The sequence below is a fragment of the Micromonospora sp. WMMD737 genome (assembly GCF_049179055.1).
GTDB lineage: Bacteria > Actinomycetota > Actinomycetes > Mycobacteriales > Micromonosporaceae > Micromonospora > Micromonospora reichwaldensis.
The window spans coordinates 4,968,062-4,988,619 of record NZ_JBMHMH010000001.1 but is presented as its reverse complement, the minus strand read 5'-3'; the positions used below and the strand labels follow the sequence as shown (position 1 = coordinate 4,988,619).

18 protein-coding genes and 2 tRNA genes are annotated in these 20,558 nt (G+C 73.7%); 7 read left to right on the top strand and 13 right to left on the bottom strand.

The window, feature by feature from the left end; genetic code table 11:
• The first annotated feature begins 8 nt into the window (after nt 1–8).
• Nucleotides 9–644: a DsbA family oxidoreductase gene (locus ACN27A_RS21965; protein WP_421456464.1), complete on the top strand. Its 636-nt coding sequence runs from the start codon at nt 9–11 to the stop codon at nt 642–644.
• A gap of 91 nt (nt 645–735) precedes the next feature.
• Here the strand turns inward: ACN27A_RS21965 and ACN27A_RS21960 are convergent, their stop codons facing one another.
• A complete protein-coding gene (locus ACN27A_RS21960) occupies nt 736–1,284 on the bottom strand; it encodes a YbaK/EbsC family protein (protein WP_151452791.1) in 549 nt (182 codons plus the stop codon).
• Between the two features lie 151 nt (nt 1,285–1,435).
• Here ACN27A_RS21960 and ACN27A_RS21955 point away from each other — a divergent pair, with 151 nt between their 5' ends.
• Complete coding sequence (locus tag ACN27A_RS21955) at nt 1,436–1,636, top strand: hypothetical protein (RefSeq protein ID WP_358118828.1); 201 nt, start codon at nt 1,436–1,438, stop codon at nt 1,634–1,636.
• Between the two features lie 47 nt (nt 1,637–1,683).
• On the opposite strand, the gene ACN27A_RS21950 is transcribed toward ACN27A_RS21955, so the two are convergent.
• From ACN27A_RS21950 to ACN27A_RS21935, 4 genes are all read right to left on the bottom strand, one after another.
• The gene (locus ACN27A_RS21950) at nt 1,684–1,878 is read right to left on the bottom strand and encodes a hypothetical protein (protein WP_121397379.1); all 195 of its coding nucleotides are present in this window, start codon (nt 1,876–1,878) and stop codon (nt 1,684–1,686) included.
• Between the two features lie 37 nt (nt 1,879–1,915).
• Nucleotides 1,916–2,692, bottom strand: a complete 777-nt coding sequence (locus tag ACN27A_RS21945; RefSeq protein WP_421456461.1) for an SDR family oxidoreductase — start codon at nt 2,690–2,692, stop codon at nt 1,916–1,918.
• Between the two features lie 91 nt (nt 2,693–2,783).
• On the bottom strand, nt 2,784–3,422 hold the full coding sequence (locus tag ACN27A_RS21940; protein ID WP_421456458.1) for a GAP family protein: 639 nt from the start codon (nt 3,420–3,422) through the stop codon (nt 2,784–2,786).
• A gap of 91 nt (nt 3,423–3,513) precedes the next feature.
• On the bottom strand, nt 3,514–4,908 hold the full coding sequence (locus tag ACN27A_RS21935) for an MFS transporter (protein WP_421456455.1): 1,395 nt from the start codon (nt 4,906–4,908) through the stop codon (nt 3,514–3,516).
• A gap of 310 nt (nt 4,909–5,218) precedes the next feature.
• Here ACN27A_RS21935 and ACN27A_RS21930 point away from each other — a divergent pair, with 310 nt between their 5' ends.
• Together ACN27A_RS21930 and ACN27A_RS21925 are read left to right on the top strand one after the other, a co-directional pair.
• Nucleotides 5,219–9,649: an HAD-IC family P-type ATPase gene (locus ACN27A_RS21930; protein WP_421456452.1), complete on the top strand. Its 4,431-nt coding sequence runs from the start codon at nt 5,219–5,221 to the stop codon at nt 9,647–9,649.
• A gap of 91 nt (nt 9,650–9,740) precedes the next feature.
• Nucleotides 9,741–10,544, top strand: a complete 804-nt coding sequence (locus ACN27A_RS21925) for an MBL fold metallo-hydrolase (protein WP_421456449.1) — start codon at nt 9,741–9,743, stop codon at nt 10,542–10,544.
• A 95-nt stretch (nt 10,545–10,639) separates the two neighbouring features.
• Here ACN27A_RS21925 and ACN27A_RS21920 read toward each other — a convergent pair whose 3' ends face one another.
• Nucleotides 10,640–11,059 carry a CBS domain-containing protein gene (locus tag ACN27A_RS21920; RefSeq protein WP_121397384.1) on the bottom strand — a complete coding sequence of 140 codons (420 nt, stop codon included), beginning with the start codon at nt 11,057–11,059 and terminating at the stop codon, nt 10,640–10,642.
• 131 nt (nt 11,060–11,190) lie between these two features.
• Nucleotides 11,191–12,177: an L-threonylcarbamoyladenylate synthase gene (locus tag ACN27A_RS21915; RefSeq protein ID WP_421456447.1), complete on the bottom strand. Its 987-nt coding sequence runs from the start codon at nt 12,175–12,177 to the stop codon at nt 11,191–11,193.
• Between the two features lie 108 nt (nt 12,178–12,285).
• On the opposite strand from ACN27A_RS21915, the gene ACN27A_RS21910 reads away from it, so the two are divergent.
• Genes ACN27A_RS21910 through ACN27A_RS21900 form a run of 3 tightly spaced genes read left to right on the top strand, consistent with a single transcriptional unit; the run spans nt 12,286 to nt 14,249 of the window.
• Nucleotides 12,286–12,828: a DapH/DapD/GlmU-related protein gene (locus ACN27A_RS21910; RefSeq protein ID WP_421456444.1), complete on the top strand. Its 543-nt coding sequence runs from the start codon at nt 12,286–12,288 to the stop codon at nt 12,826–12,828.
• 30 nt (nt 12,829–12,858) lie between these two features.
• Entirely contained in the window at nt 12,859–13,614 is a 756-nt protein-coding gene (locus tag ACN27A_RS21905) for an HAD family hydrolase (RefSeq protein WP_421456442.1), read from the top strand.
• Nucleotides 13,611–14,249, top strand: coding sequence for an SAM-dependent methyltransferase (locus ACN27A_RS21900; protein WP_421456439.1), 639 nt, complete (start codon nt 13,611–13,613; stop codon nt 14,247–14,249). The genes ACN27A_RS21905 and ACN27A_RS21900 overlap by 4 nt, the downstream gene beginning before the upstream one ends.
• A gap of 86 nt (nt 14,250–14,335) precedes the next feature.
• Here ACN27A_RS21900 and ACN27A_RS21895 read toward each other — a convergent pair whose 3' ends face one another.
• From ACN27A_RS21895 to gyrA, 6 genes are all read right to left on the bottom strand, one after another.
• Entirely contained in the window at nt 14,336–15,205 is an 870-nt protein-coding gene (locus tag ACN27A_RS21895; protein WP_421456437.1) for an AraC family transcriptional regulator, read from the bottom strand.
• A gap of 193 nt (nt 15,206–15,398) precedes the next feature.
• Nucleotides 15,399–15,474 (bottom strand) — tRNA-Ala (locus ACN27A_RS21890).
• 41 nt (nt 15,475–15,515) lie between these two features.
• Nucleotides 15,516–15,644: a DLW-39 family protein gene (locus ACN27A_RS21885; protein WP_210834795.1), complete on the bottom strand. Its 129-nt coding sequence runs from the start codon at nt 15,642–15,644 to the stop codon at nt 15,516–15,518.
• A 44-nt stretch (nt 15,645–15,688) separates the two neighbouring features.
• Nucleotides 15,689–15,762 (bottom strand) — tRNA-Ile (locus tag ACN27A_RS21880).
• Nucleotides 15,763–15,983: 221 nt separating this feature from the next.
• Nucleotides 15,984–16,895 (bottom strand): DUF3566 domain-containing protein, encoded by a 912-nt coding sequence (locus tag ACN27A_RS21875; protein ID WP_421456433.1) that lies wholly within the window; start codon nt 16,893–16,895, stop codon nt 15,984–15,986.
• A gap of 4 nt (nt 16,896–16,899) precedes the next feature.
• Nucleotides 16,900–20,547 carry an intein-containing DNA gyrase subunit A gene (gene gyrA, locus ACN27A_RS21870; protein WP_421458560.1) on the bottom strand — a complete coding sequence of 1,216 codons (3,648 nt, stop codon included), beginning with the start codon at nt 20,545–20,547 and terminating at the stop codon, nt 16,900–16,902.
• Nucleotides 20,548–20,558: the final 11 nt, after the last annotated feature.

The window sequence follows — 20,558 nt, the reverse complement described above, 5'->3', positions numbered from 1 at the left end:
CACCCGACATGGAGATCGAGATCTACGCCGACGTCGTGTGCCCCTGGTGCTACATCGGCAAGCGTCGGCTGGAGCAGGCCCTGGAGTCGTACGACGGCGAGGTGACCGTCCGCTACCGGCCGTTCCAGCTCGACCCGTCGCCGGTGCCGGAGCCGCGTCCGCTTGTCGACGCGATGGCCGCGAAGTTCGGCGGGCCGGACCGCGTCCGGCAGATGTTCGGTCAGGTGACGGAGGTGGCGGCCCAGGTCGGCCTGAAGCTCGACTTCGACCGTGCGGTCGCGGCGAACACCTTCGACGCGCACCGCCTGGTCGCCTGGGCCGCCGACCGGGGACGCGCCGCCGAGACGGTCGACGCGCTCTACCGCGCCCACTTCACCGACGGCGTCGACGTCGGCTCCCGTGACGCGCTCGCCGCGCTCGCCGCCGAGGTGGGCCTGGACGCGGCCGAGGCGCGCCGGTTCCTCGACTCCGGCGAGCGGGTGGCGGAACTCTCCGACGAGCTGGCCACCGCCCGGCAGATCGGGGTGACCAGCGTGCCCACCTTCGTGCTGGCCGGCAGGTACGCGGTCACCGGCGCGCAGGAGCCGGAGACGCTGCTCGCCGCCCTGGCCGAGGTGGACCGCCGCGAGGCCGAAGCCGACTGAGCAGTCCACGGCGACGGGTGGGTCGACCTCCGACGACGGACATCGACGTGTGTGATGTTTCACGTGCAACGGCATCGACGCCCGTCACCGTTCAGGCCGGCCTGGCCAGCCCTTCCACCACGCGCGCGCCGGGCAGCGCGCCGAGCGCCGGCCCGGGCAGCGCGATCTTGCTGTGCCGTACGCCCGACCCGATGATCACGTGCGGGGCGGCGATCACCCGCGCGTCGACCAGGATCGGCCACTGCTCCGGCAGGCCGATCGGGGTGATGCCGCCGTACTCCATGCCGGTCAGCTCCACCGCCTCGGCCATCGGCGCGAAGCTCGCCTTCCGCACGTCGAGCGCGCGGCGGGCCACCCCGTTGACGTCGACGCGGGTGGTGGCGAGCACGACGCAGGCCGCGTAGCGCACGACCCCCTCACGCTTGCCGGCCACCACCACGCAGTTGGCCGACTCGTCCAGCCCCACCTCGTACGCGGCGCAGAAGGCGGCGGTGTCGGCCAGCTCGGCGTCGATCGGCGCCACCAGCACGTCGTCGACGTCCACCGGCGCCTCGGCGGGCCACTGCCCGACGGCGGCGGCGACCGGCGGAGCGAGCAGGTCGAGCCGGCTGCGGGCAGGTTCGGTCTTCAGCGTCCCCATCACGCCTGCGATCCTCGCACCCGCCCGGGCCCGGCGCCCCACCACCTGACCAGCGAGCGGAACCGTCGTCGACAGGGGGTCACCCCTATCGATCCGGAGACGGGTCCCGACGGCGTGTGGGAGCGGGTGATGCCGGGTACCGGCGATCGGCATGAGTGAACTTCCGCTGCACATCCTGACCGACGCAGGCTTCACGACCGACGAGGCGAACTCCATCGTCGACCACCTCCTCAAGGGCGTCGACACCCACGACGGGAGAGGCGAGACCGACCGGATCGACGTCGAGGCGCTCCCGGAGGAGAAGAAGGCCGCCGTCGACAAGTTCAACCTGGCCGTGGCCGCCGACTTCTAGTCACCCGGAGCACCGGCCCCGTCCCGGGCCGACCGGGACGGGGCCGGTCAGTTGCCGGTGAGGAAGCCGTTGTCGCGGAGCAGCGCGCGGTCCCGGACGGAGGCCAGTTCCTCCGCCCGCTCGGCCTGGACCCGGCGCACCTCCATCTCCTCCAGGGCGTGGCGGATGGCGAGCCGGATCACGCCGTAGAGGAAGACGAAACCGGCGACGTACAGAATGACGGTGGCGACCATGGCGAACATGGCGTCACGGTAGGCCGGACGTGAACGCGCAGGCCGTTCATCTTGCGCCCGTTCCCCCGTACGTGTCGGCGAGGTGGTCGGCCCAGGTCCGGACGCCCGTCGGGGTCGCTTCGGTGACCAGGCCGCCCGAGCGCAGGGCGCGGCCGATCCCACCGGGTATCCGGACCGGGAGCAGCGGCCGGCGGGACCGCCGCGCGGCCGTCCACGCGCGGGCCGCGTCGTCGAAGCGGAGCACCTCCGGGCCGCCGTACTCCTCGATGCCGCGCAGCGGGCCGGCGGTGAGCCGCTGGACGAGGCGGTCCGCGACCTCGCCGGGATCCACCGGCTGGGCGAGTACGGCCGGGTCGCCGATCACGGGACCGAGGCGGCTCGCCCCACGCAGCATCCCGTCGAGGAACTCCGGGAACTGGGTCGCCCGCAGCACCGTCCACGGCACCGTGCCGGCCGCCACGACCTGCTCGGCGGCGCGCTTGTGCCGGTAGTAGGGGATCGGCACCCGGTCCACCCCGACGATCGAGACGTAGACCAGGTGCCGTACGCCCGCCCGGCCGGCGGCGACGACCAGCCGGCGGGTGCCGAGCACGTCGACCCGGTGGGTCTGCCGCCCCCGGTTCGGTGCCGAGGCCAGGTGCAGTACGGCGTCCACGCCGGCCACCGCCTCGACCACCCCCTCCCCGGTGGCCAGGTCGGCGACCACCCACGAGCCGGTACGCGCCCGCCGGCTCGTCGCCCGCACGTCCCACCCCTCGGCGTGCAGCCGGGGCAGCACCACCCGCCCGAGCCGACCGCCCGCCCCGGTGACCAGCACCCGCATGGTTCCCTCCCTCTCCGGCCGTCGCGCGCCCGCCGCGCGTCAGTGGTGGTGACGGCGCCCGGCCCCCGCGTGTGACCGGCTGCGCGACGGCTCACCGAAGCAGCTCCGCTGCCGTCAGGACGACGAAGAACCCGATGACGATCTCGCTGACCACCCAGGAGTGCCGCCCGGCCCAGTCCCGGATCCGGGGCAGCACCGTCTCGGCCCGGCGGCCGAGCAGCAGCAACGCCAGCAGCGGCAGGGCCAGCAGCGCCAGCGTGAGCAGGACGAACGGCAGCAGGTGCCACCAGGACAGGTCGTGCCGGGCGGCGCTCGCCCCGACGGTGAGCATGGTGAGGTCGTCCGTCGGCATGGCCAGGAAGAGCAGGACGCCGAGCCGCAGCGCGTACGTTGGGCTCGCCCGCTGGAGGTTGCCCATCCACTTCGGCGGGCCGGCGGTGTGCCGGCGCAGAAACACCACCACCGCCAGGACGAGCAGCAACGCCAGCACGGCCACGTCGATCCGGCTCTGCACCGCGCGCTGTCCGAGCCCGGCACCGACGTCGACCTTCACGGCCCGGGTGAGCAGCCAACTCGCCGTCACCCCGCCCGCCACCACGATCCCCGCCCCACCCAGGTAGCCCAGCGACGCGGCACGCGGCCGGTCCGCCGAGGCGAGGAAGACCGCCGCGACCAGCTGCGTCCCGGCGATCATCACCACGGCCATCGGCAGGATGGTCAGGAAGTTCATCGCCCGCCCATCCTCCCGGGCCGACGGCCGCCACCGGACCGGATCGGCACATTGCCGCCGGCCGTGCCGGGGTCGGGCACCCGGCGGGCGGTCAGCCGGCGCGGATCCCGGACGCGCCGGGCACCACCCGGCCGGCGAGCACGACACCCAGCAGGGCCAGCCCGGAGGCCACCGCGAGCGTGCCGGCGTAACTGGCCGGTCCCGGGGCTGCACCGGCCGCGAGCACCGCGCCGGTGAGCGCCAGCACGGTCGCCGCGAAGAGCGAGTCGCCCAGTTGCAGCGAGGAGCTGTTGCGGCCCTGCTCGCCGGGGGCGGACAGCTCCAGCGTGAGCACCGACAACGAGGGGTAGAGCAGCCCCATGCCGAGACCCGCGCCGGCCCAGCCCAGCACGCCGACCCAGACCGGCACCGCCGGCGCGACGGCGAGCGTGACCACGGCCGTACCGGCGGCGATGCAGGTCAGCCCCGCCCTCGGCAGGGTGGCCCGGGAGCGCGGCGGCGGCATCCGCCCCTGCAACCAGGAACCCGCCGACCAGGCGAGCGCGCCCGTGGTCAGGACCAGGCCGGCGGCGGTCGGCGACAGCCCGCGCTCCCGGGAGAGCATCAGCGGGATCACCACCTCCGCGCCCACGAACGCGGCCGAGGCGAGACCGCGTAGCCCGATCACCGTGGGCAGGCCCCGGCCGGCGCGCAGGAACCCGGCCGGCAGCAGCCGGGGCGCGCAGACCAGCAGCCCCAGCAGCGCCAGGGCCACCAGCCCGACGGCGGCAGCGCCGCGCTGCTGCCCCCCGATGTGCAACAGTGCGGCGCTCACCCCCGCCCCGCAGGCCCAGCCGATCCGGGCCGCCGCGCCCGACGGCAACCGGGTCACCGGGGGCACGCCGATCGCCCGCAGGCCGGGGTGGATCAGCAGTACCGCCGGCACCGCCACCACCGGCACCGCCAGGAAGACCCAGCGCCACCCGAGGTGTTCCACGATCAGGCCGGCCAGCGCCGGCCCGACCAGCGACGGTACGACCCACGCGGCGGCGAACGCCGCGAAGATCCGCCGGTGCAGCGCCTCCGGGTACGCCTGCCCGACGATCACGTAGAGCGCCACCGAGAGCAGGCCGGAGCCGAGGCCCTGCACGATCCGGCCGGCGACCAGGACGCCCATGGTGGTGGCGCCACCGGCGAGCACCAGCCCCAGCACGAACCAGCCGAGCCCGTACCACATCGGCGCCCGGGGGCCCCGCGAGTCGCACCAGATGCCGGAGGCGACCATGGCGAGCACGCCGGCGGCGAACGGACCCCCGAAGGCGATCCCGTAGAGGGCCAGCCCGTCGAGGTTGCGGGCGACGGTCGGCATGGCGGTGCCCACCGCCAGCGCCTCGAAGGCGAGCAGCGAGATCAGCGCGACGCTGCCCACCGTCATCGCGCGCAGCCGGGGTGCGAAGAGCCCGGCCTCGTCGGCGACCGGGGCGGCGTGCGTCGCCGTTCCGGTCACCTCCGGCCCGCCGCGCCCGGCAGCCACAACGGTCGGTGGCCGAGGCGGGCCCGTGGGTCCGACGGACCCGTCTCGCGGCGGAGCAGTTCGATCAGCATGCGACCAGCCTCGGACCTCAACCCGGCTTGAGGTCAAGGGTGACCCGACTCTCTCCGACCCGTCCGGGGAACTTCCACTGCTCGGAGCGCATAACGGACGATCAGCCGGGAAGCCAGGCCGCCGGAGCTTCGGGCGTGGGAGGCGAGATGGCGTACGGCGGGAGCAGCGGCAGCGAGGGGCCTGACCGGCGCCTGTCCGGTCGTACGCCTCGATGATCTCACTGGTCCGCACCGCCGGCCGGCTCCTTCCGCCGGTGACGGTGCCGCCGGTCGTCGGCGAGGCGTCCCGGAACGTCGGTGCCGTCGCGGCCCGGCTGGCGCGGGCGGCCGGGCTGAGCCGGCGTCGGGTCTGGTCCCGCCCCGGCCGGCACCACATCGAGGTGATCGGGGTCTGCCAGGACGGCGGCGACGTACTCGCACGTCAGGTCGAGGCGGCGCTGGAGCGGATGCCCGGCGTCGAGTGGGCGCGGGTCAACGCCCCGTCCGGCCGGGTGGTCGTCGCCGTCGGTACGCCGGAGCCCGCCCTGCGGGACCTCATCGCGACCGTCGCCCGCACCGAACGCACCTGTCCGCACGAGCCGGACCCGGAGATCCCGCCGCCGCACCCGCCCGAGGAGGGGCCGCGCACGCCGCGCACCCTCGGCGCGCTGGCCTCCGACGCCCTGGGCCTGACCCTCTCCGCCGCCACCCGGATCCTGCCGTTCACGCCGGTGCCCGGGGAGGTCGCCGGGCTGCTCGGCGCGGTCGACCTGCACCCGAGGCTGCACGCGCTGGCGGACCGGGGGCTGCGCGCCGACCCCCGGGCCGAGCTGCTGTTCCCGCTCGCCGAGGCGGTGGTGCAGGGCCTCACGGGTAGCTGGACCGGGCTCGTGCTCGACAGCGCGCACCGGGTGGTGCAGTGGGGCGAGGCGCGCGCGCAGCTCCGCGCGTGGGAACAGGCCGAGCCTCGGCTGACCGGCCATCCGGAGCGGGCCGCTGCCTCCGTGCCGAAGATCGAGCGCCTCCGGCCGAAGCCGGACGGCCCCGTCGAGAGGTACGTGTCCCGGACGCTCGACGCGGGCGCCGTGGCGGCTGCCGCCGCGACGCCGGTCGTGGGTGGGAAGCGGGCCGCCGCGCTGGGCCTCTCCACGCTGCCCAAGGCTCCTGGCAGCGGACGCGAGGGTTATGCCGCGCAGCTCGGCCTGATCCTCGCCCGGCGTGGGGTGATCGCGATGGACCGCAGCGTGCTGCGCGAACTCGACCGGATCGACACCCTGCTGCTGGACGCCGCCGTGCTCGGCTCCGACCGGGGTGTGCTGGCGGACCTGGCGCCACTGGCCGGTGCGGACACCGGGCGGGTGGCGGCGCGCGCGTTCGCCCTCTTCGACCCCGCCGCGCCCCGGGAGCTGCGGCACGCCGACGGCTGGCGGCTCGGGCCGCTGGACGCGCTGGACGCCGAGGACCCGGGTGACACCGACGACAGCCGGCGCCTGCGCGACGCGGACGCCCCCGTGCTCGGCCTGGCCGACGGCGACACCCTCGTCGCCGTACTGCGGGTCGAGCCGGAGCCGGCGCCGGGCGTCGACGCGCTGCCGGCCGCCGCCCGCCAGGCCGGCCTGCGGCTGGTCGTGGCCGGCGACGACGAGCGGCGGTACGACTTCGCCGACGCCCACCTGCCCGGCCGCGACCGGCTGGTCGAGTCCGTACGGGAACTGCAACGCGACGGGGCGACGGTGATGGTGGTCTCCGGTGACCGGGCCGTGCTCAGCGCCGCCGACTGCGGGCTGGGGATCGCCGCCCCCGAGGACCTGCCGCCCTGGGGCGCGCACCTGCTGGTCGGCGCCGACCTGCGGGTCGCGGCGCTGGTGGTCGAGGCGGCCGGGGTGGCCCGCCGGATGGCCCGGCAGAACATCGGGCTGGCCATGGCCGGCACCGGCCTCGGCGCGCTGGGGGCGCTCACCGCCCCCCGCGAGCGGCTGCCCGGACGCGCCCTCGTGGCCGTGAACGGGGCGGCGGCGCTGGCCTTCGCCCACGGCGTCCTGCGGGCGCACCGGCTGACCGCCCCGGCGGACTCCCCGCCGCCGGCCATCACCGCGTGGCACCTGATGCCGTCCTCGACCGTGCTCGACCAGCTCGACACCGGCCCGGACGGGCTCGCCACCGACGAGGCCGAGCGCCGCCGGGGCGACCGGGACGCCCGGCCCTCGGGGCCGACGGGGCTGCTGCGCGCCTTCGTCGACGAGCTGGCCAACCCGCTCACCCCGGTGCTGGCCGCAGGGGCGGTGCTCTCGGCCACCTTTGGCTCGCCCGTCGACGCCGCCCTCGTCGGCGGCGTGGTCGGCGGGTCGGCGCTGCTCGGGGCGGTGCACCAGCACAACACCGAGCGGTCGCTGGCCGAACTGCTGTCCCGCTCGGCGGTGACCGCCCGGGTACGCCGCGACGGCGCGGAGCGGATCCTGCCGGCCGAGGACCTGGTGCCGGGGGACGTCGTCCTCCTCGAATCGGGGGACGCCGTCCCGGCCGACTGCCGGGTGCTGGAGTCGGCCGGGCTGGAGATGGACGAGTCCTCGCTCACCGGCGAGTCGCTGCCGGTCGGCAAGACCGACCAGCCGGTGGTCGCCGCCGCCGTCGCCGACCGGCGGTCGATGCTCTACGAGGGCACCAGCGTCGCGGCCGGCCACGGGACGGCGGTGGTGGTCGCGACGGGTGCGGGCACCGAGGCGGGGCGGAGCCTGGCGATGGCCCGGCAGGCCCCGCCGTCGAGCGGCGTGGAGGCACGGCTGGGCCGGTTGACCCGGGCGGCGATCCCGCTGGCCGCCGGCTCGGCGGTGGCGGTGGCCGGCGCGGGCCTGCTGCGGGGCGTACCCCTGGCCCAGACCGCCGCGACCGCCGCGAACCTGGCCGTCGCGTCCGTGCCGGAGGGGCTGCCCTTCCTGGTCAGCGCCGCACAGCTCGCCGCCGCGCGGCGGCTGGCGGAGCACGGTGCGCTGGTCCGCAACCCGCGCACCATCGAGACGCTCGGGCGGGTGGACGTGCTCTGCTTCGACAAGACCGGCACGCTGACGGAGGGGCAGCTGATGCTCGCCGGGGTCGGCGACGACGGCCGGTACGCACCGGTCGACCGCCTCGACGACGGCCTGCTGCGCACCCTCTCGGCCGCGCTGCGCGCCACCCCGGGCGCCGACGACCCCCACGACCTGGCCCAGCAGACCGACCGGGCGGTCCGGTCCGGCGCGCAGGCTGCCGGGGTGACCGAGCAGACCGGCGCCCAGGGATGGGAGCCGGTGGGTGGGCTGCCGTTCGAGCCGTCCCGCGGTTACCACGCCACCGTCGGCCGGGCCGGGGACCGGCTGCTGCTCAGCGTGAAGGGGGCGCCGGAGTCGGTGCTGCCCCGGTGCTCGGCCTGGCGTACGCCGGGGGGACGCGACGAGCCCCTCGACGACGAGGGCCGCGGCGGGCTGCACGCCGTGCTCGCCGACCGGGCGGGAGCCGGACACCGCATCCTCGCCGTGGCCGAGTGCCGGGTCTCCTCGCCCGAGGTCACCGACGAACAGGTGCACGACCTGACCTTCGTCGGCTTCCTGGCCCTCGCCGACGGGGTACGCGAGAGCGCCGCCCCCGCCGTACGCCGGATCCGCCAGGCCGGCGTGCACACCATCATGATCACCGGTGACCATCCGGCGACCGCCGAGGCGATCGCGGCCACCATCAGCGACCACGAGGACCAGCGGGTCGTCACCGCGACGGAACTCGACCAGCTCGACGACGAGGCCCTCGGCGCGCGGCTCGCCGCCACGGACGTGGTGGCCCGGTGCACCCCGGCGCACAAGGTCCGGATCATCCAGGCGTTGCAGCGGTGCGGACGTACGGTGGCGATGACCGGCGACGGCGCCAACGACGCCGCGGCGATCCGGCTGGCCGACGTGGGCATCGCCCTCGGCCAGCGGGGCACCCCGGCGGCCCGGGCGGCGGCCGACCTGGTGGTCACCGACGACCGGCTGGAGACCATCATCGCCACCCTGGTCGAGGGCCGGGCGATGTGGTCCTCGGTACGCCACGCGCTCAGCATCCTGGTGGGCGGGAACCTCGGCGAGATCGCGTTCAGCGTGCTGACCGCCGCCGCGACCGGCCGCTCGGCGCTCACCGGCCGGCAACTGCTCCTGGTCAACCTGCTCACCGACCTGGCTCCGGCGTTGGCGATCGCGATCCGGCCACCCGACGCGGACCACGCCGACGGCCTGCTCCGGGAGGGCCCCGACACCTCGCTGGGCGAGACGATGACCCGGGAGATCGGGCTGCGCGCCGCCGCCACCACGCTGGGCGCCACCGCCGGCTGGACGCTGGCCCGCTACACCGGGCGACGCAGACGGGCGGGCACCGTCGCACTGGTCTCGCTGGTCGGCACCCAGCTCGGGCAGACGGTGCTGGCCGGCGGCACCAGCCCGGCCGTACTGGCCTCCACCGCCGCGTCGCTCGGGGCGCTGGTGGTGGTCGTCCAGACGCCGGGGGTCAGCCACTTCTTCGGCTGCACACCGCTCGGCCCGGTCGGCTGGACCATCGCGACGGGCTCCGCGCTCGGCGCCACCTTCGCCAACGGCGCGCTCACCCGCCTGGTGGAGCGCCTGCCCGGCTCCGGTTCCGGCGCGGACGACGAGCCGGCGTGACCGGGCCCGGCGTCCGCAGTCGCCCAGCACGCCGTGACGCCGGCCGGAATGAGCCCGCCGATCACGGGTAGGGCTACCGGTGGAGGTGCACATGTCGACGACGCAGCCCGAGGTCACGTTCATCGGCACCGCCACCACGGTGCTGCGGATCGGCGGGTTCACCCTGCTCACCGACCCGAACTTCCTGCACCGGGGCCAACGCGCGTACCTGGGCAAGGGGCTCTGGTCGCGGCGGCGCACCGACCCCGCGCTGCGGATCGCCCAACTGCCGTCGCTGGACGCGGTCGTCCTCTCCCACCTGCACGGCGACCACTTCGACCGCGTGGCCCGCCGGGAACTCGACCGGGAGCTGCCCATCGTCACCACTCCCGCCGCCGAGCGGAAGCTGCGCCGCTGGGGCTTCCGGGCCGCCGAGGGGCTGCCCACCTGGAACTCCAGGGAGCTGCGCCGCGACGGCGAGACACTGCGGCTGACCTCGTTGCCGGGAAGGCACGGGCCGGGTGCGCTGGACCTCCTGATGCCCGACGTGATGGGCACGATGATCGACCTGGAACGCGACGGCAGCCGCCGGTTCCGCCTCTACGTCACCGGCGATACGCTCAACCGGCCGATGCTGGCCGACATCCCCGAGCGGTACCCGGACATCGACGCGATGCTGATCCACCTCGGCGGCACCCGGATCGCCGGCATCCTGCTCACCATGGACGCGCGGCAGGGCGCCGACCTGGTCGAGCTGGTCCGGCCGAAGCTCACCGTGCCGATCCACTACGACGACTACCCGGTGTTCCGCTCGCCGCTGGGCCACTTCGTGGCGGAGGCCCGGCGGCGCGGCCTCGCCGGAACCGTCCGCACCATCGCCCGCGGCGAGACCGTCCCGCTGACCCCGTTGGACTGAGCGCCGACCTCCCGCCCGATCCCGCCGGTGCACCGCGTACGCCGATCGCCGCCTCCCGGCCGGGCCGGAGGGCGGCGATCGGTCGTGACGCGTGGTCAGGCGCGCTCGGAGATGGCCTCGATGAGGTCGCCCACCGGGCGCTCGGGCAGGGAGCGGGCCACGTCGGCGACTGCCACGATGCCGACGAGCTCGTGCCCGTCGATCACCGGCAGCCGGCGTACCTTGTGCTGGCTCATGGTCCGCAGGATCTCCGCCGCGTCGTCGTCGGCGCCGATCGTCACCGCCTCGCCCTGGGCGAGTTCACCGGCGGTGACGCGGCCCGGGTCGCGGCCCTCGGCGAGGACCTTCACCACGATGTCGCGGTCGGTCAGCATTCCCTTGAGCCGGTTGTCGTCCCCGCAGATCGGCAGCGAGCCGACGCCCAGCTGGGCCATCTGCTTGGCGGCCGTCTTGAGGTCGTCCTGCTCACGGATGCAGGTCACGTCGTTCGTCATGATCTCGCGTGCGGTCGGCATTGACTGACACCTCACTTCCAGGGGGATCGTTGCCGTTCCTCCTACCCCCGTCCTCCCGGCCCATGCACCCGGAAGGAACCGCCGGCCCCGACAGCCGTCCGCGCCGCCCGACCCGGTCGCCCGCGCCCGCCTCAGGCCGTCGGGTGCCAGGTGGCGGCGGCGCGGCGCAGCCGGTCGTTGACCGCACGGCCGACGCCCACCTCGGGCACCGGCTCGACCAGGATCTCGCCGACCCCGGCGGCGTCCAGCTCGTGCAGCGCGTCGAACAGCCGCGCGGCGGCCTCGGTCAGGTCGCCGGCGGCGGAGAGCACCTCCACGGCCGCCCAGTCGCCCGCCGGCCGGTCCCGGAAGGCCAGGAAACCGCGCCGGACCCCGTCGGCCGCCGCCGGCTCGCCGCCAGAGGCCAACCGCAGCGGCGTACGCGGGGCGTAGTGCGCCGCCAGCGTGCCGGGCGCGACGGGCTGCCCGGAGCTGCCCGGGCGTACGGTCACCGGGCCGGCCGCCTCCTCCAGCGCCTCGACCGGCAGCGCGCCGAGGCGCAGCACCACCGGCCGCCCGCCCCGGGCGTCCACGATTGTCGACTCGATGCCGCACCGCGTCGGCCCACCGTCGAGCACCACGTCCACGGCGGCACCCAGCCCCCGCACCACGTGCTCCGCCCGCGTCGGGCTGAGCTGGCCGAACCGGTTCGCGCTCGGCGCCGCCACCGGCACCCCTGCCTCGGCGATGAGCTCCCGCGCGTACGCGTTGTCCGGCACGCGGACCGCCATCGTCGCCAGCCCGGAGGTGACGATCGGCGGGATCGCCGCCGGCCGGTCCACGATCAGCGTGAGCGGCCCGGGCCAGAAGCGCCCGGCCAACGCCGCCACCGCCGCCGGCACCGCCCCGACCAGCTTCTCCAGCTCGGCCGCGTCCGCGAGGTGCGTGATCAGCGGATCGAAGCTGGGCCTCGCCTTCGCCTCGAAGATCCGGGCGGCGGCCCGGGCGTCCAACGCGTTCGCGCCGAGCCCGTAGACGGTCTCGGTGGGAAAGGCCACCAACCCGCCGGTACGCAGGACGGAGGCCGCCTCGGCGATGCCGCTGTCGGCCGGGAGCACGCGTGGGGATCCGGTGGTCACGCCTCCGACGCTAACCTGCCGGGGCGGGCGGCTCGTGGGCGGCCGTACGGAACCGCGGTGCCCTGCGCCGGCCGCGCCCGCGCGTGAGCCGACAGGAAGGATCGTGGCGTGTCCAGCGACCGTCTGATGCGCATCCACAGCCCCGAGTTCCAGGCCATGGCCGAGCGGGTCCTGCGGGTCACCGAGCTCACCTCCCGCCTGAACGTCCTGCCCTTCGAGGACGAGGCGGGCAAGGCGAAGCTGTTCGCACAGATCCTCGGCAGGCCGCTGCCGAAGCGAGTCACGATCTATCCACCCTTCTACACCGACCACGGCCTCCGCCTGGACCTCGCGGAACGCGTGTTCGTCAACCAGAACTGCACGTTCCTGGACTACGCCGGCATCCGGCTCGGTCAGGGAGTGATGGTCGGGCCGAAGGCCACCTTCATCACCGTCGGCCACCCGGTCGATCCGGAGGAGCGACGGGGCTGGCTGAGCGGAGGGCCCATCGACGTGGCGGAGAACGTGTGGATCGGCGCCGGTGCCACCATCCTCCCCGGCGTCAGCATCGGCCGGGACGCCGTGGTCGCCGCTGGCGCGGTCGTGGCCGAGGACGTACCGCCGGCCAGCCTGGTGACGGGCGGCAAGGCGACCGTGTATCGACTGTGGTGACGCCTGTCCTGGTGCGCGAGGATGACGGGCATGCTTCGTACCCCTCGGGCCCTCCTGCTGGACTTCGGCGGCGTCCTGGCCGACGCGCCGCCCCAACCGCCGGCCCCGCCGGGTCTGGTGCGGCGCCTCGCCGAACTCGTCGGCGGCGCCGTGCCGGACGAGCAGATCGCCCGTGACCTGGGCGAGGGCGCGCGGGCATACGCGCTGTGGCGCGACGACGTGGGCAGGACGGGCGACCCGGTCGAGCTGCCGCACGCCCAGGTGTGGGCCGACTTCGTGACCCGGTCCTGGCCGCAGGAGGCCCGCGCCGCCGTCGAGCGGGAGGCGACCCCGCTGGCGTACGCCTGGACCTGGCGCCGGGAGTGGGCGGTGCGTCCCGGCATCGGCGAGGCCCTGCGGCACGCCGCCGACGCCGGCCTGCCGATGGCGGTCGTCAGCAACACGCTCTGCGGGGCCGCCCACCGGGACTTCCTGGCCGCCGCGGGGCTCTCCGGGCTGTTCGGGGCCGAGTTCTACAGCGACGAGGCCGGGCCCCGGAAGCCGAACCCGGAACTGGCGCTGCTGGCGGCCCGCGCCGTCGCGGTGCCGATCGGCGACTGCTGGTTCGTCGGCGACACCGTGCACCGCGACGTCGTCTGCGCCCGTCGCGCCGGCACGGGCGCCGCGATCCTCATGCGCTCGCCCCGCACCGACCGGGAACCGGCGCTCCCGGGGGTCGAACCGGACGCGCGGATCGAGGACGGCCACGGGCTCCTCGCGCTGCTGCGGGAGCACGCCCGCCCGTGACCGGCGGTACCGACTGGCAGGCGTGGCACGAGCCGTACGCCGACGCGGACTCCCCGCTGTCACGTCGGCTGCGGCTGGTGCAGCAGCACATCGCCTCGTGGCTCGACGAGCGCTCCGAGGAACGGCTCACGGTGGTCAGCGCCTGCGCGGGGCAGGGCCACGACCTCATCGGCGTCCTCGCCGCACGGCCCGACTCCCCGCGCGTGCACGCGACCCTGCTCGAGTACGACGCCGGCAACGTGGCCGCCGCACGGGCCGCCGCCGAGCGCGCCGGACTCTCCCACCTCGTGATCAGGCAGGCGGACGCGGGCCAGCCCTCCTCCTACGCCGGTACGGTTCCGGCCGACCTGGTGCTCATGGTCGGAGTCTTCGGCAACATCCCGGACGCCGACGTGCGGCGGACGGTCGCCGCCCTGCCCCAGTTCTGCGCGGCGGGCGCCACCGTGATCTGGACCCGGGCGCGGCGCACCCCGGACCTCACGCCGGCCGTACGGGGGTGGTTCCGCGACGCCGCCTTCGTGGAGGAGGCGTTCCACGCTCCGGCCGACGTGCGGTTCTCCGTCGGCGTCCACCGGTTCCAGGGCACACCGCGGCCTCTGGACGCCACGGGAACGCTCTTCACCTTCCTGCACTGACCGCTGATGCTGCCGCAAGCATCAGGTGGTGCTGCGGGGCCCGGGATGACCCCGACCGGACCGTGCCCCGCAGCCCCGCAGGTCCGTCACGTCGGCTCGACGGGGAGCCACAGCTCGCAGGTCGCGGTGCTGAAGTCGTCCGCACGCTCCAGGATCGCCACCATCGAGGGACCCGGCCGCAGACGCCACGGGTTGGAGGGAAACCACTCGGTCGCGGTTGCGGCCCAGGTGTCCTGCAGTGCCTGCGGATGGGGCCCGGCGGTGCGGAAGACCGCCCACCTGCCGGCCGGCACCTCGATCGCGTCGAGATCCTCGGGGACCGGCGTGTCCCGGGACACCGCGACCCCGTGCAGGTAGGTCAGCTCGCTGCCGTCGGGGCCGTCGGGATCGAGGTCGTCGCAGACCTGGAGCAGCCCAGCCGGGTCGGTGTCGCTGAGGGCCTTCAGCCGGGGATGCTCCTGCGGCGGGAGCGCGGTGATGTGCTGCTGGATGTGCGGGTTGACGCCCTGATGGATGAGTGGGACCCGGGCCGCGTGTCCGACGAGCCGGAACGCGGGGCGGTCCACGATGCGGGTGTCCATGGGGATGCTCCCTTCGACGGTCAGGCGGAACCTGACCTGCGGTTGCGTGCGAAGGGGACCTCCGTCGCGGCGAACGTCACCGGGGTTGGCGCCGTGGACCGCCCGGAACGCACGTCCGAACGCCTCCGTCGAGCCGTACCCGTGCCGGACTGCGATGCTCAGCAGATCGTCCTCACCCCGCACGACGTCGGCGGCGGCGACGGTCATGCGGCGGCGGCGTACGTACTCCGACAAGGGCATACCGGCCAACGACGAGAACATCCGGCGCAGGTGGTACTCGGTCGTGCCGAGCGCCCTGGCCGGTCCGCTGACGTCGAACTCCTCGGTGAGATGCTCCTCGACCAGGTCGACGAGCCGGTTGAGTGCCGCGATCACGAGGCCTCCCTTCGCCGTCGATCCTGGTCGAAGGATCCGGGCCGCGCCCGACTGTAGAGGCCCGATCCGATCAGGTGCCCGGAACCTCGCGGCGCCAGCGTAGGGGCATGCCGCGATCCGCGTCGCGAATCAGCGTGACCGCTTGGCTGTACGAATGGCTGTACTCGGGGTCGAGATCAACCAAGGAAAGTGCTGGTGGAGCCCAGGGGACTCGAACCCCTAACCCCTGCCTTGCAAAGGCAGTGCTCTGCCAGTTGAGCTAGGGCCCCCGGGGCGGACGACGCCGCCGGTGCCGGCAGTGCCAGCGAGATCAGCGCAGGTCGGGCGCGGTGGTCGCCTCGTGCCACAGGGCGCGCTCGTCGTTGGAAGCCTTGACCTTCCTGGCCACCACGGCTGCCACACCAACGACGCCGGCCAGGATCAGAAGCTTCTTGAACATGGGGCCTACCCCTCGCGCTCGACTGCCGTCGGACGAATGTGCGGTGGGGCTAGCTGGAATCGAACCAGCGACCTCAGAGTTATCAGCTCTGCGCTCTAACCGACTGAGCTATAGCCCCGCGTGGCGACGAGCAAGGTTAACCCATCCGTCCGTCCGGCCCCAAATCGGGGGCCGCCGCGACATCCGGCGTTGCCGTCGCTTCTGAACCTACCGGAGGCTTCCCGCCCGGCCCAGCCGATTACGCCGCCCGCACGTCCCGCCCGGGACGCCCGGTGACGTGCTCCGAAGGCACGAAAGCCGGGGCTCCGCGCTCGGCGGTGCCCCGGCTTCCGAGGTGGTTCAGTCGCGCTCGGCGAGGGTCAGCTCGATGCCGCCGACCAGGTCCGCGCAGACGTTGTAGACGAACGCCCCGAGCGTGGCGAGCGCCGTGAACAGCACGACGTTGACCAGGCCGATCAGCGCCGAGCTGAGGATCACGCCCTTGGCGGTGATCTGGAAGCCGCTGGTGCTCTGGCCGCCGCCCGCGCTGACCAGGTCGGTCAGGCTGTCGTTGACGCTGGTGAACACGCCCATCGCGTCGAGGGCCAGGTAGAGCACCGAGGTGGCCACCACCACGACGATGAAGAGCACCACCGAGACCGCGAACGCGAACTTCATGACGGACCAGGGGTCGATCCGCTTGAGGTTCAGCCGGGCCCGGCGCGGCCCGCGCGACGCGGCCGAGCTGACCGACGTACGCGCGGCGCGTACCGCGTCACCCACACGGGCCGCCCCGACGGCTGCGGCGCCGCTGACACCCGGCGGCAGGCCGCCCCCGTTGGCGGGCCGGCCGGCGCCGGTCGGGCGGGCGCCGTCCGGCTGCGGCTTCGCGGTGCCCGTGACGCGGGGCTGCGTGCCGGTGGTGCCTGTGATCCGCGGCTGTGTCCCGGTGGTGCCTGTCGACTGGGCGGCACCGACCTTCAGCGGCTGCGTCGTCGTCGGTGTGGCGGTGGCCGGCTTGGCGGCGGGGGCCGGCTTGTCGACCCCCACCGCCTCGGTCCGGTCCGCCGCGTCGCCGTCCTCGGAGGGCTTGTCCGGAGGCGGTGTCATCCCGGGGGCCCGGGTGAATTTCGGGGCAGGCGCGTCGGCGGGGACGGTCGCCCGACCCACGGCCGCGCGGCCGGTCGCTGGTGTGCCGCTCTTCGCGGCCTCCTCGTCGACCGGGGTGGCCGAGGTCCCCGTGTTCCCCGACTTCGCCTGTGTCTCCGTCATTCAACTAGTCCTGTTCGTCAGGCTCGTCGGCATTGCGAGCAATTGCCACGATAGTCACGCCATCCGGAAGGTCCATCAGCTTGACCCCCATTGTGTTCCGGTCACGCGTACGGCGTACAGGCTTCACCGGAGTCCGGATGACACCACCGTTGCTGGTGATCGCGAACAGCTCGTCGTCCGGGTCGATCACCACCGCGCCGACCAGACCACCGCGCCGCTCGGTGATCTTCGCAGTCAGCACGCCCTTACCTCCCCGGCCCTGCACGGGGTATTCCTCGATCGGGGTGCGTTTCGCGTATCCCCCGTTCGTGGCCACCAGGACGTCCAGCCCCTCGCGGACCACCTCCATGGCCAGCAGGACGTCCTCCTCGCTGAAGCGCATGCCGATCACGCCCGAGGTGGCCCGCCCCATCGGGCGCAACGCCTCGTCGCTCGCGTTGAACCGGATCGCCTGCGCGTTCTTCGAGACCAGCAGCAGATCCTCCTCCGGCGCGACGAGCGCCGCCCCGACCAGCTCGTCCTCGTCGCGCAGGTTGATCGCGATGATGCCGCCGGACCGGGGGGAGTCGAACTCCTCGAGCCGAGTCTTCTTCACCAGGCCGTTCTTCGTGGCAAGTACCAGGTAGGGAGCCACCTGGTAGTTCGGAATCTCGATGATCTGCGCGATCTGCTCGTCGGGCTGGAACGCGAGCAGGTTGGCCACGTGCTGGCCCTTGGCCACCCTACTGGCCTCCGGCAGTTCGTACGCCTTCGCCCGGTAGACGCGCCCCTTGTTGGTGAAGAAGAGCATCCAGTCGTGGGTCGAGCATACGAAGAAGTGGCTGACGATGTCGTCCTGTCGGAGCGTCGCCCCGCTGACACCCTTGCCGCCACGACGCTGTGACCTGTAGAGGTCGACCTTGGTCCGCTTCGCGTAACCCGTACGGGTGATCGTGACCACCACGTCCTCGCGGGCGATGAGGTCCTCCATGGAGACCTCGCCCTCGAACGGCACGATCTTGGTGCGCCGCTCGTCGCCCCACTTGGCGACGATCTCGCCCAGCTCCTCCGAGACGATCCTGCGCTGCCGCTCGGGCTTGGCGAGGATGTCCTTGAGGTCGGCGATCTCCAGCTCCAGCTTGGCCAGGTCGTCCAGGATCCGCTGCCGCTCCAGCGCGGCGAGCCGGCGCAGCTGCATGTCGAGGATCGCGGTCGCCTGGATCTCGTCGATCTCCAGCAGCCGGATCAGGCCCTGCCGGGCGTCCTCGACCGTGGGCGAGCGCCGGATCAGGGCGATCACCTCGTCGAGGGCGTCCAGCGCCTTGGACAGACCGCGCAGGATGTGCGCCCGCTCCTCCGCCTTGCGCAGCCGGAACGCCGTCCGCCGGCGGATCACGTCGATCTGGTGCTCGACGTAGTAACGGATGAACTGGGCCAGGTTGAGCGTGCGCGGCACCCCGTCGACCAGCGCCAGCATGTTGGCGCCGAAGGTCTCCTGGAGCTGGGTGTGCTTGTAGAGGTTGTTCAGCACCACCTTGGCGACCGCGTCGCGCTTGAGCACGAGCACGATCCGCATGCCCGTACGCCCGGAGGACTCGTCGCGGATGTCGGCGATGCCGGCGAGCTTGCCCTCCTTGATCAGCTCGGCGATCCGCTCGGCCAGGTTGTCCGGGTTCACCTGGTAGGGCAGCTCGCTGACGACCAGGCAGGGGCGGCCCCGCTTGTCCTCCTCGACCTCCACCACGGCCCGCATCCGGATCGACCCGCGCCCGGTGCGGTACGCGTCCTGGATCGCCTGCGTGCCCACGATCAGGCCGTGGGTGGGGAAGTCCGGCCCCTTGACGATCTCCAGCAGCGCGTCGAGGGTGGTGGCCTCGTCTTCCTCCGGGTGCTCCAGGCACCACTGCACGGCCGCGCCGATCTCGCGCAGGTTGTGCGGCGGGATCTTGGTGGCCATGCCGACCGCGATGCCCTCGGAGCCGTTGACGAGCAGGTTCGGGATCCGCGACGGCAGGATGGTGGGCTCCTTGGCCCGGCCGTCGTAGTTGTCCTGGAGGTCGACGGTGTCCTCGTCGATGTCCCGCAGCATCTCCATGGCCAGCGGGTCGAGCTTGCATTCGGTGTTGTGGCTGACGAACCCGTCGGAGACGAACGAGTGGTCGTCGGTGTCGACCCGGATGCTGTAGACCGGCTGGACGCCGGCGTCGTCGACGCTGGCGACCTCGGCGTAGTAGAACCGGCCGTCGACAAGCGGCTCGACCACGTCGAGCACCTCGGTGTCGGTGATCCGGGCCGCGATCTCGTCGCGGTCCCGCTCCCAGCGCTCGATCCGGTCGACGTTGTGCCGACGCAGCCAGTCCCGCTCGGTCCAGCGGCTCGCACCGTGCTCGCGGATGAAGTCACCGACGAACGGGGCGTGGTCGCCGGAGAGCGCGGTGCTGGTCGCTGGGACCGACGCCAGCTCGGACTCCAGCTTGGCCTGCTTGCGACCGAGGAAACCGACCTGGGCGGCGAAGATCCGCGCGTCGCGGCGGTTGGTCACCACGACCTTGATCTCGCCGTCGTCGTACCGGCACTGCCGGCTGACCACGCCGAACTCCAACAGCAGCTGCTGGACCTCGCGGGCCAGCCGCTCGCTGCGGGTCGAGTACGAGACCTGGATGGTGTTGCGCGGCAGCAGCGACGAGGAGCCGTCGCCCTCGAAGAGCGCCTGGAGGAAGGCCCGCTTGATTGCCGCCGGCCCCTGCCAGACGAACTCGGGCACGAACTTGTCGGCGCTACGCGCCCCGACCAGATCGCCGAGGAGGCTCTGCCGAAGGGCGGAAAGGTCCTGGACGTCGAGTTCGTGCAGCAGGCTGCCGGAGGCGATGGTGCGCTGGCTGACGTACCGTCGGCCGCCCACCGCTAGGTCGTAGGCCGCGAGGACCCGGACGAAGAACTCGCGGTCCACGTTGTTGAAGCCCGCCCGCCCCTCCGAGACCCACCCTTCGCTGACGAAGGCACCGGCGAGGACGGCGGCCTCGACGTGCTCCAGCATCGGGTAGCCGATCTCGTCGGGCACCGTGCGCTGGAGCACCACCCGGTCGCCCGGGGAGATCTCGGCGAGCAGCTTCCACAGCAGCGTAGGCACGCCACCCACGCTCGTCAGGCAGAGCACCGGGTGGTTGTGGGTGCCGGTCAGCTCGTACCCCTCGCGGGTGCGCAGCTTCAGCGTCGGGTGCTCGCCGGAGTGGAAGAACTTCGAGGCGCGGACCAGGTCGCCGTTGCGGTCGCGGACCTTGAGGTCGATGTCCGTCTCGCTGCTCGACGCCGCGTCGGGCACGATGGCGCCGATTCGCACAGTACCGCCGGCGACACGAATACGGACATCTCCGGTCAGACAATATCTCATCGCCGCAGCCGGATCATTGCCCGGCGAGCCGAAGTTGCCGTTGCCGTCGACCAGCGGGTAGCGCAGCGACCAGGGCTGCGCCATCCGGACCAGCGCGTCGTAGATCGCCGAGTCGCCGTGCGGGTGGAACTGGCCCATCACGTCGCCGACCACGCGGGAGCACTTCACGTAGCCCCGGTCCGGCCGGTAGCCGGAGTCGAACATGGCGTAGAGGATCTTGCGGTGGACCGGCTTGAGCCCGTCCCGGACGTCCGGCAGCGCCCGCCCGACGATGACGCTCATCGCGTAGTCGA

Excerpts from the sequence above, each read along its gene's own strand:
- ACN27A_RS21965 (WP_421456464.1), top strand. The coding sequence starts at position 9 with ATGGAGATCGAGATCTACGCCGACGTCGTGTGCCCCTGGTGCTACATC.
- ACN27A_RS21960 (WP_151452791.1), bottom strand. The coding sequence starts at position 1,284 with ATGGGGACGCTGAAGACCGAACCTGCCCGCAGCCGGCTCGACCTGCTC.
- ACN27A_RS21955 (WP_358118828.1), top strand. The coding sequence starts at position 1,436 with ATGAGTGAACTTCCGCTGCACATCCTGACCGACGCAGGCTTCACGACC.
- ACN27A_RS21950 (WP_121397379.1), bottom strand. The coding sequence starts at position 1,878 with ATGTTCGCCATGGTCGCCACCGTCATTCTGTACGTCGCCGGTTTCGTC.
- ACN27A_RS21945 (WP_421456461.1), bottom strand. The coding sequence starts at position 2,692 with ATGCGGGTGCTGGTCACCGGGGCGGGCGGTCGGCTCGGGCGGGTGGTG.
- ACN27A_RS21940 (WP_421456458.1), bottom strand. The coding sequence starts at position 3,422 with ATGAACTTCCTGACCATCCTGCCGATGGCCGTGGTGATGATCGCCGGG.
- ACN27A_RS21930 (WP_421456452.1), top strand. The coding sequence starts at position 5,219 with ATGATCTCACTGGTCCGCACCGCCGGCCGGCTCCTTCCGCCGGTGACG.
- ACN27A_RS21925 (WP_421456449.1), top strand. The coding sequence starts at position 9,741 with ATGTCGACGACGCAGCCCGAGGTCACGTTCATCGGCACCGCCACCACG.
- ACN27A_RS21920 (WP_121397384.1), bottom strand. The coding sequence starts at position 11,059 with ATGCCGACCGCACGCGAGATCATGACGAACGACGTGACCTGCATCCGT.
- ACN27A_RS21905 (WP_421456442.1), top strand. The coding sequence starts at position 12,859 with ATGCTTCGTACCCCTCGGGCCCTCCTGCTGGACTTCGGCGGCGTCCTG.
- ACN27A_RS21885 (WP_210834795.1), bottom strand. The coding sequence starts at position 15,644 with ATGTTCAAGAAGCTTCTGATCCTGGCCGGCGTCGTTGGTGTGGCAGCC.
- ACN27A_RS21875 (WP_421456433.1), bottom strand. The coding sequence starts at position 16,895 with ATGACGGAGACACAGGCGAAGTCGGGGAACACGGGGACCTCGGCCACC.
- gyrA (WP_421458560.1), bottom strand. The coding sequence starts at position 20,547 with ATGAGCGTCATCGTCGGGCGGGCGCTGCCGGACGTCCGGGACGGGCTC.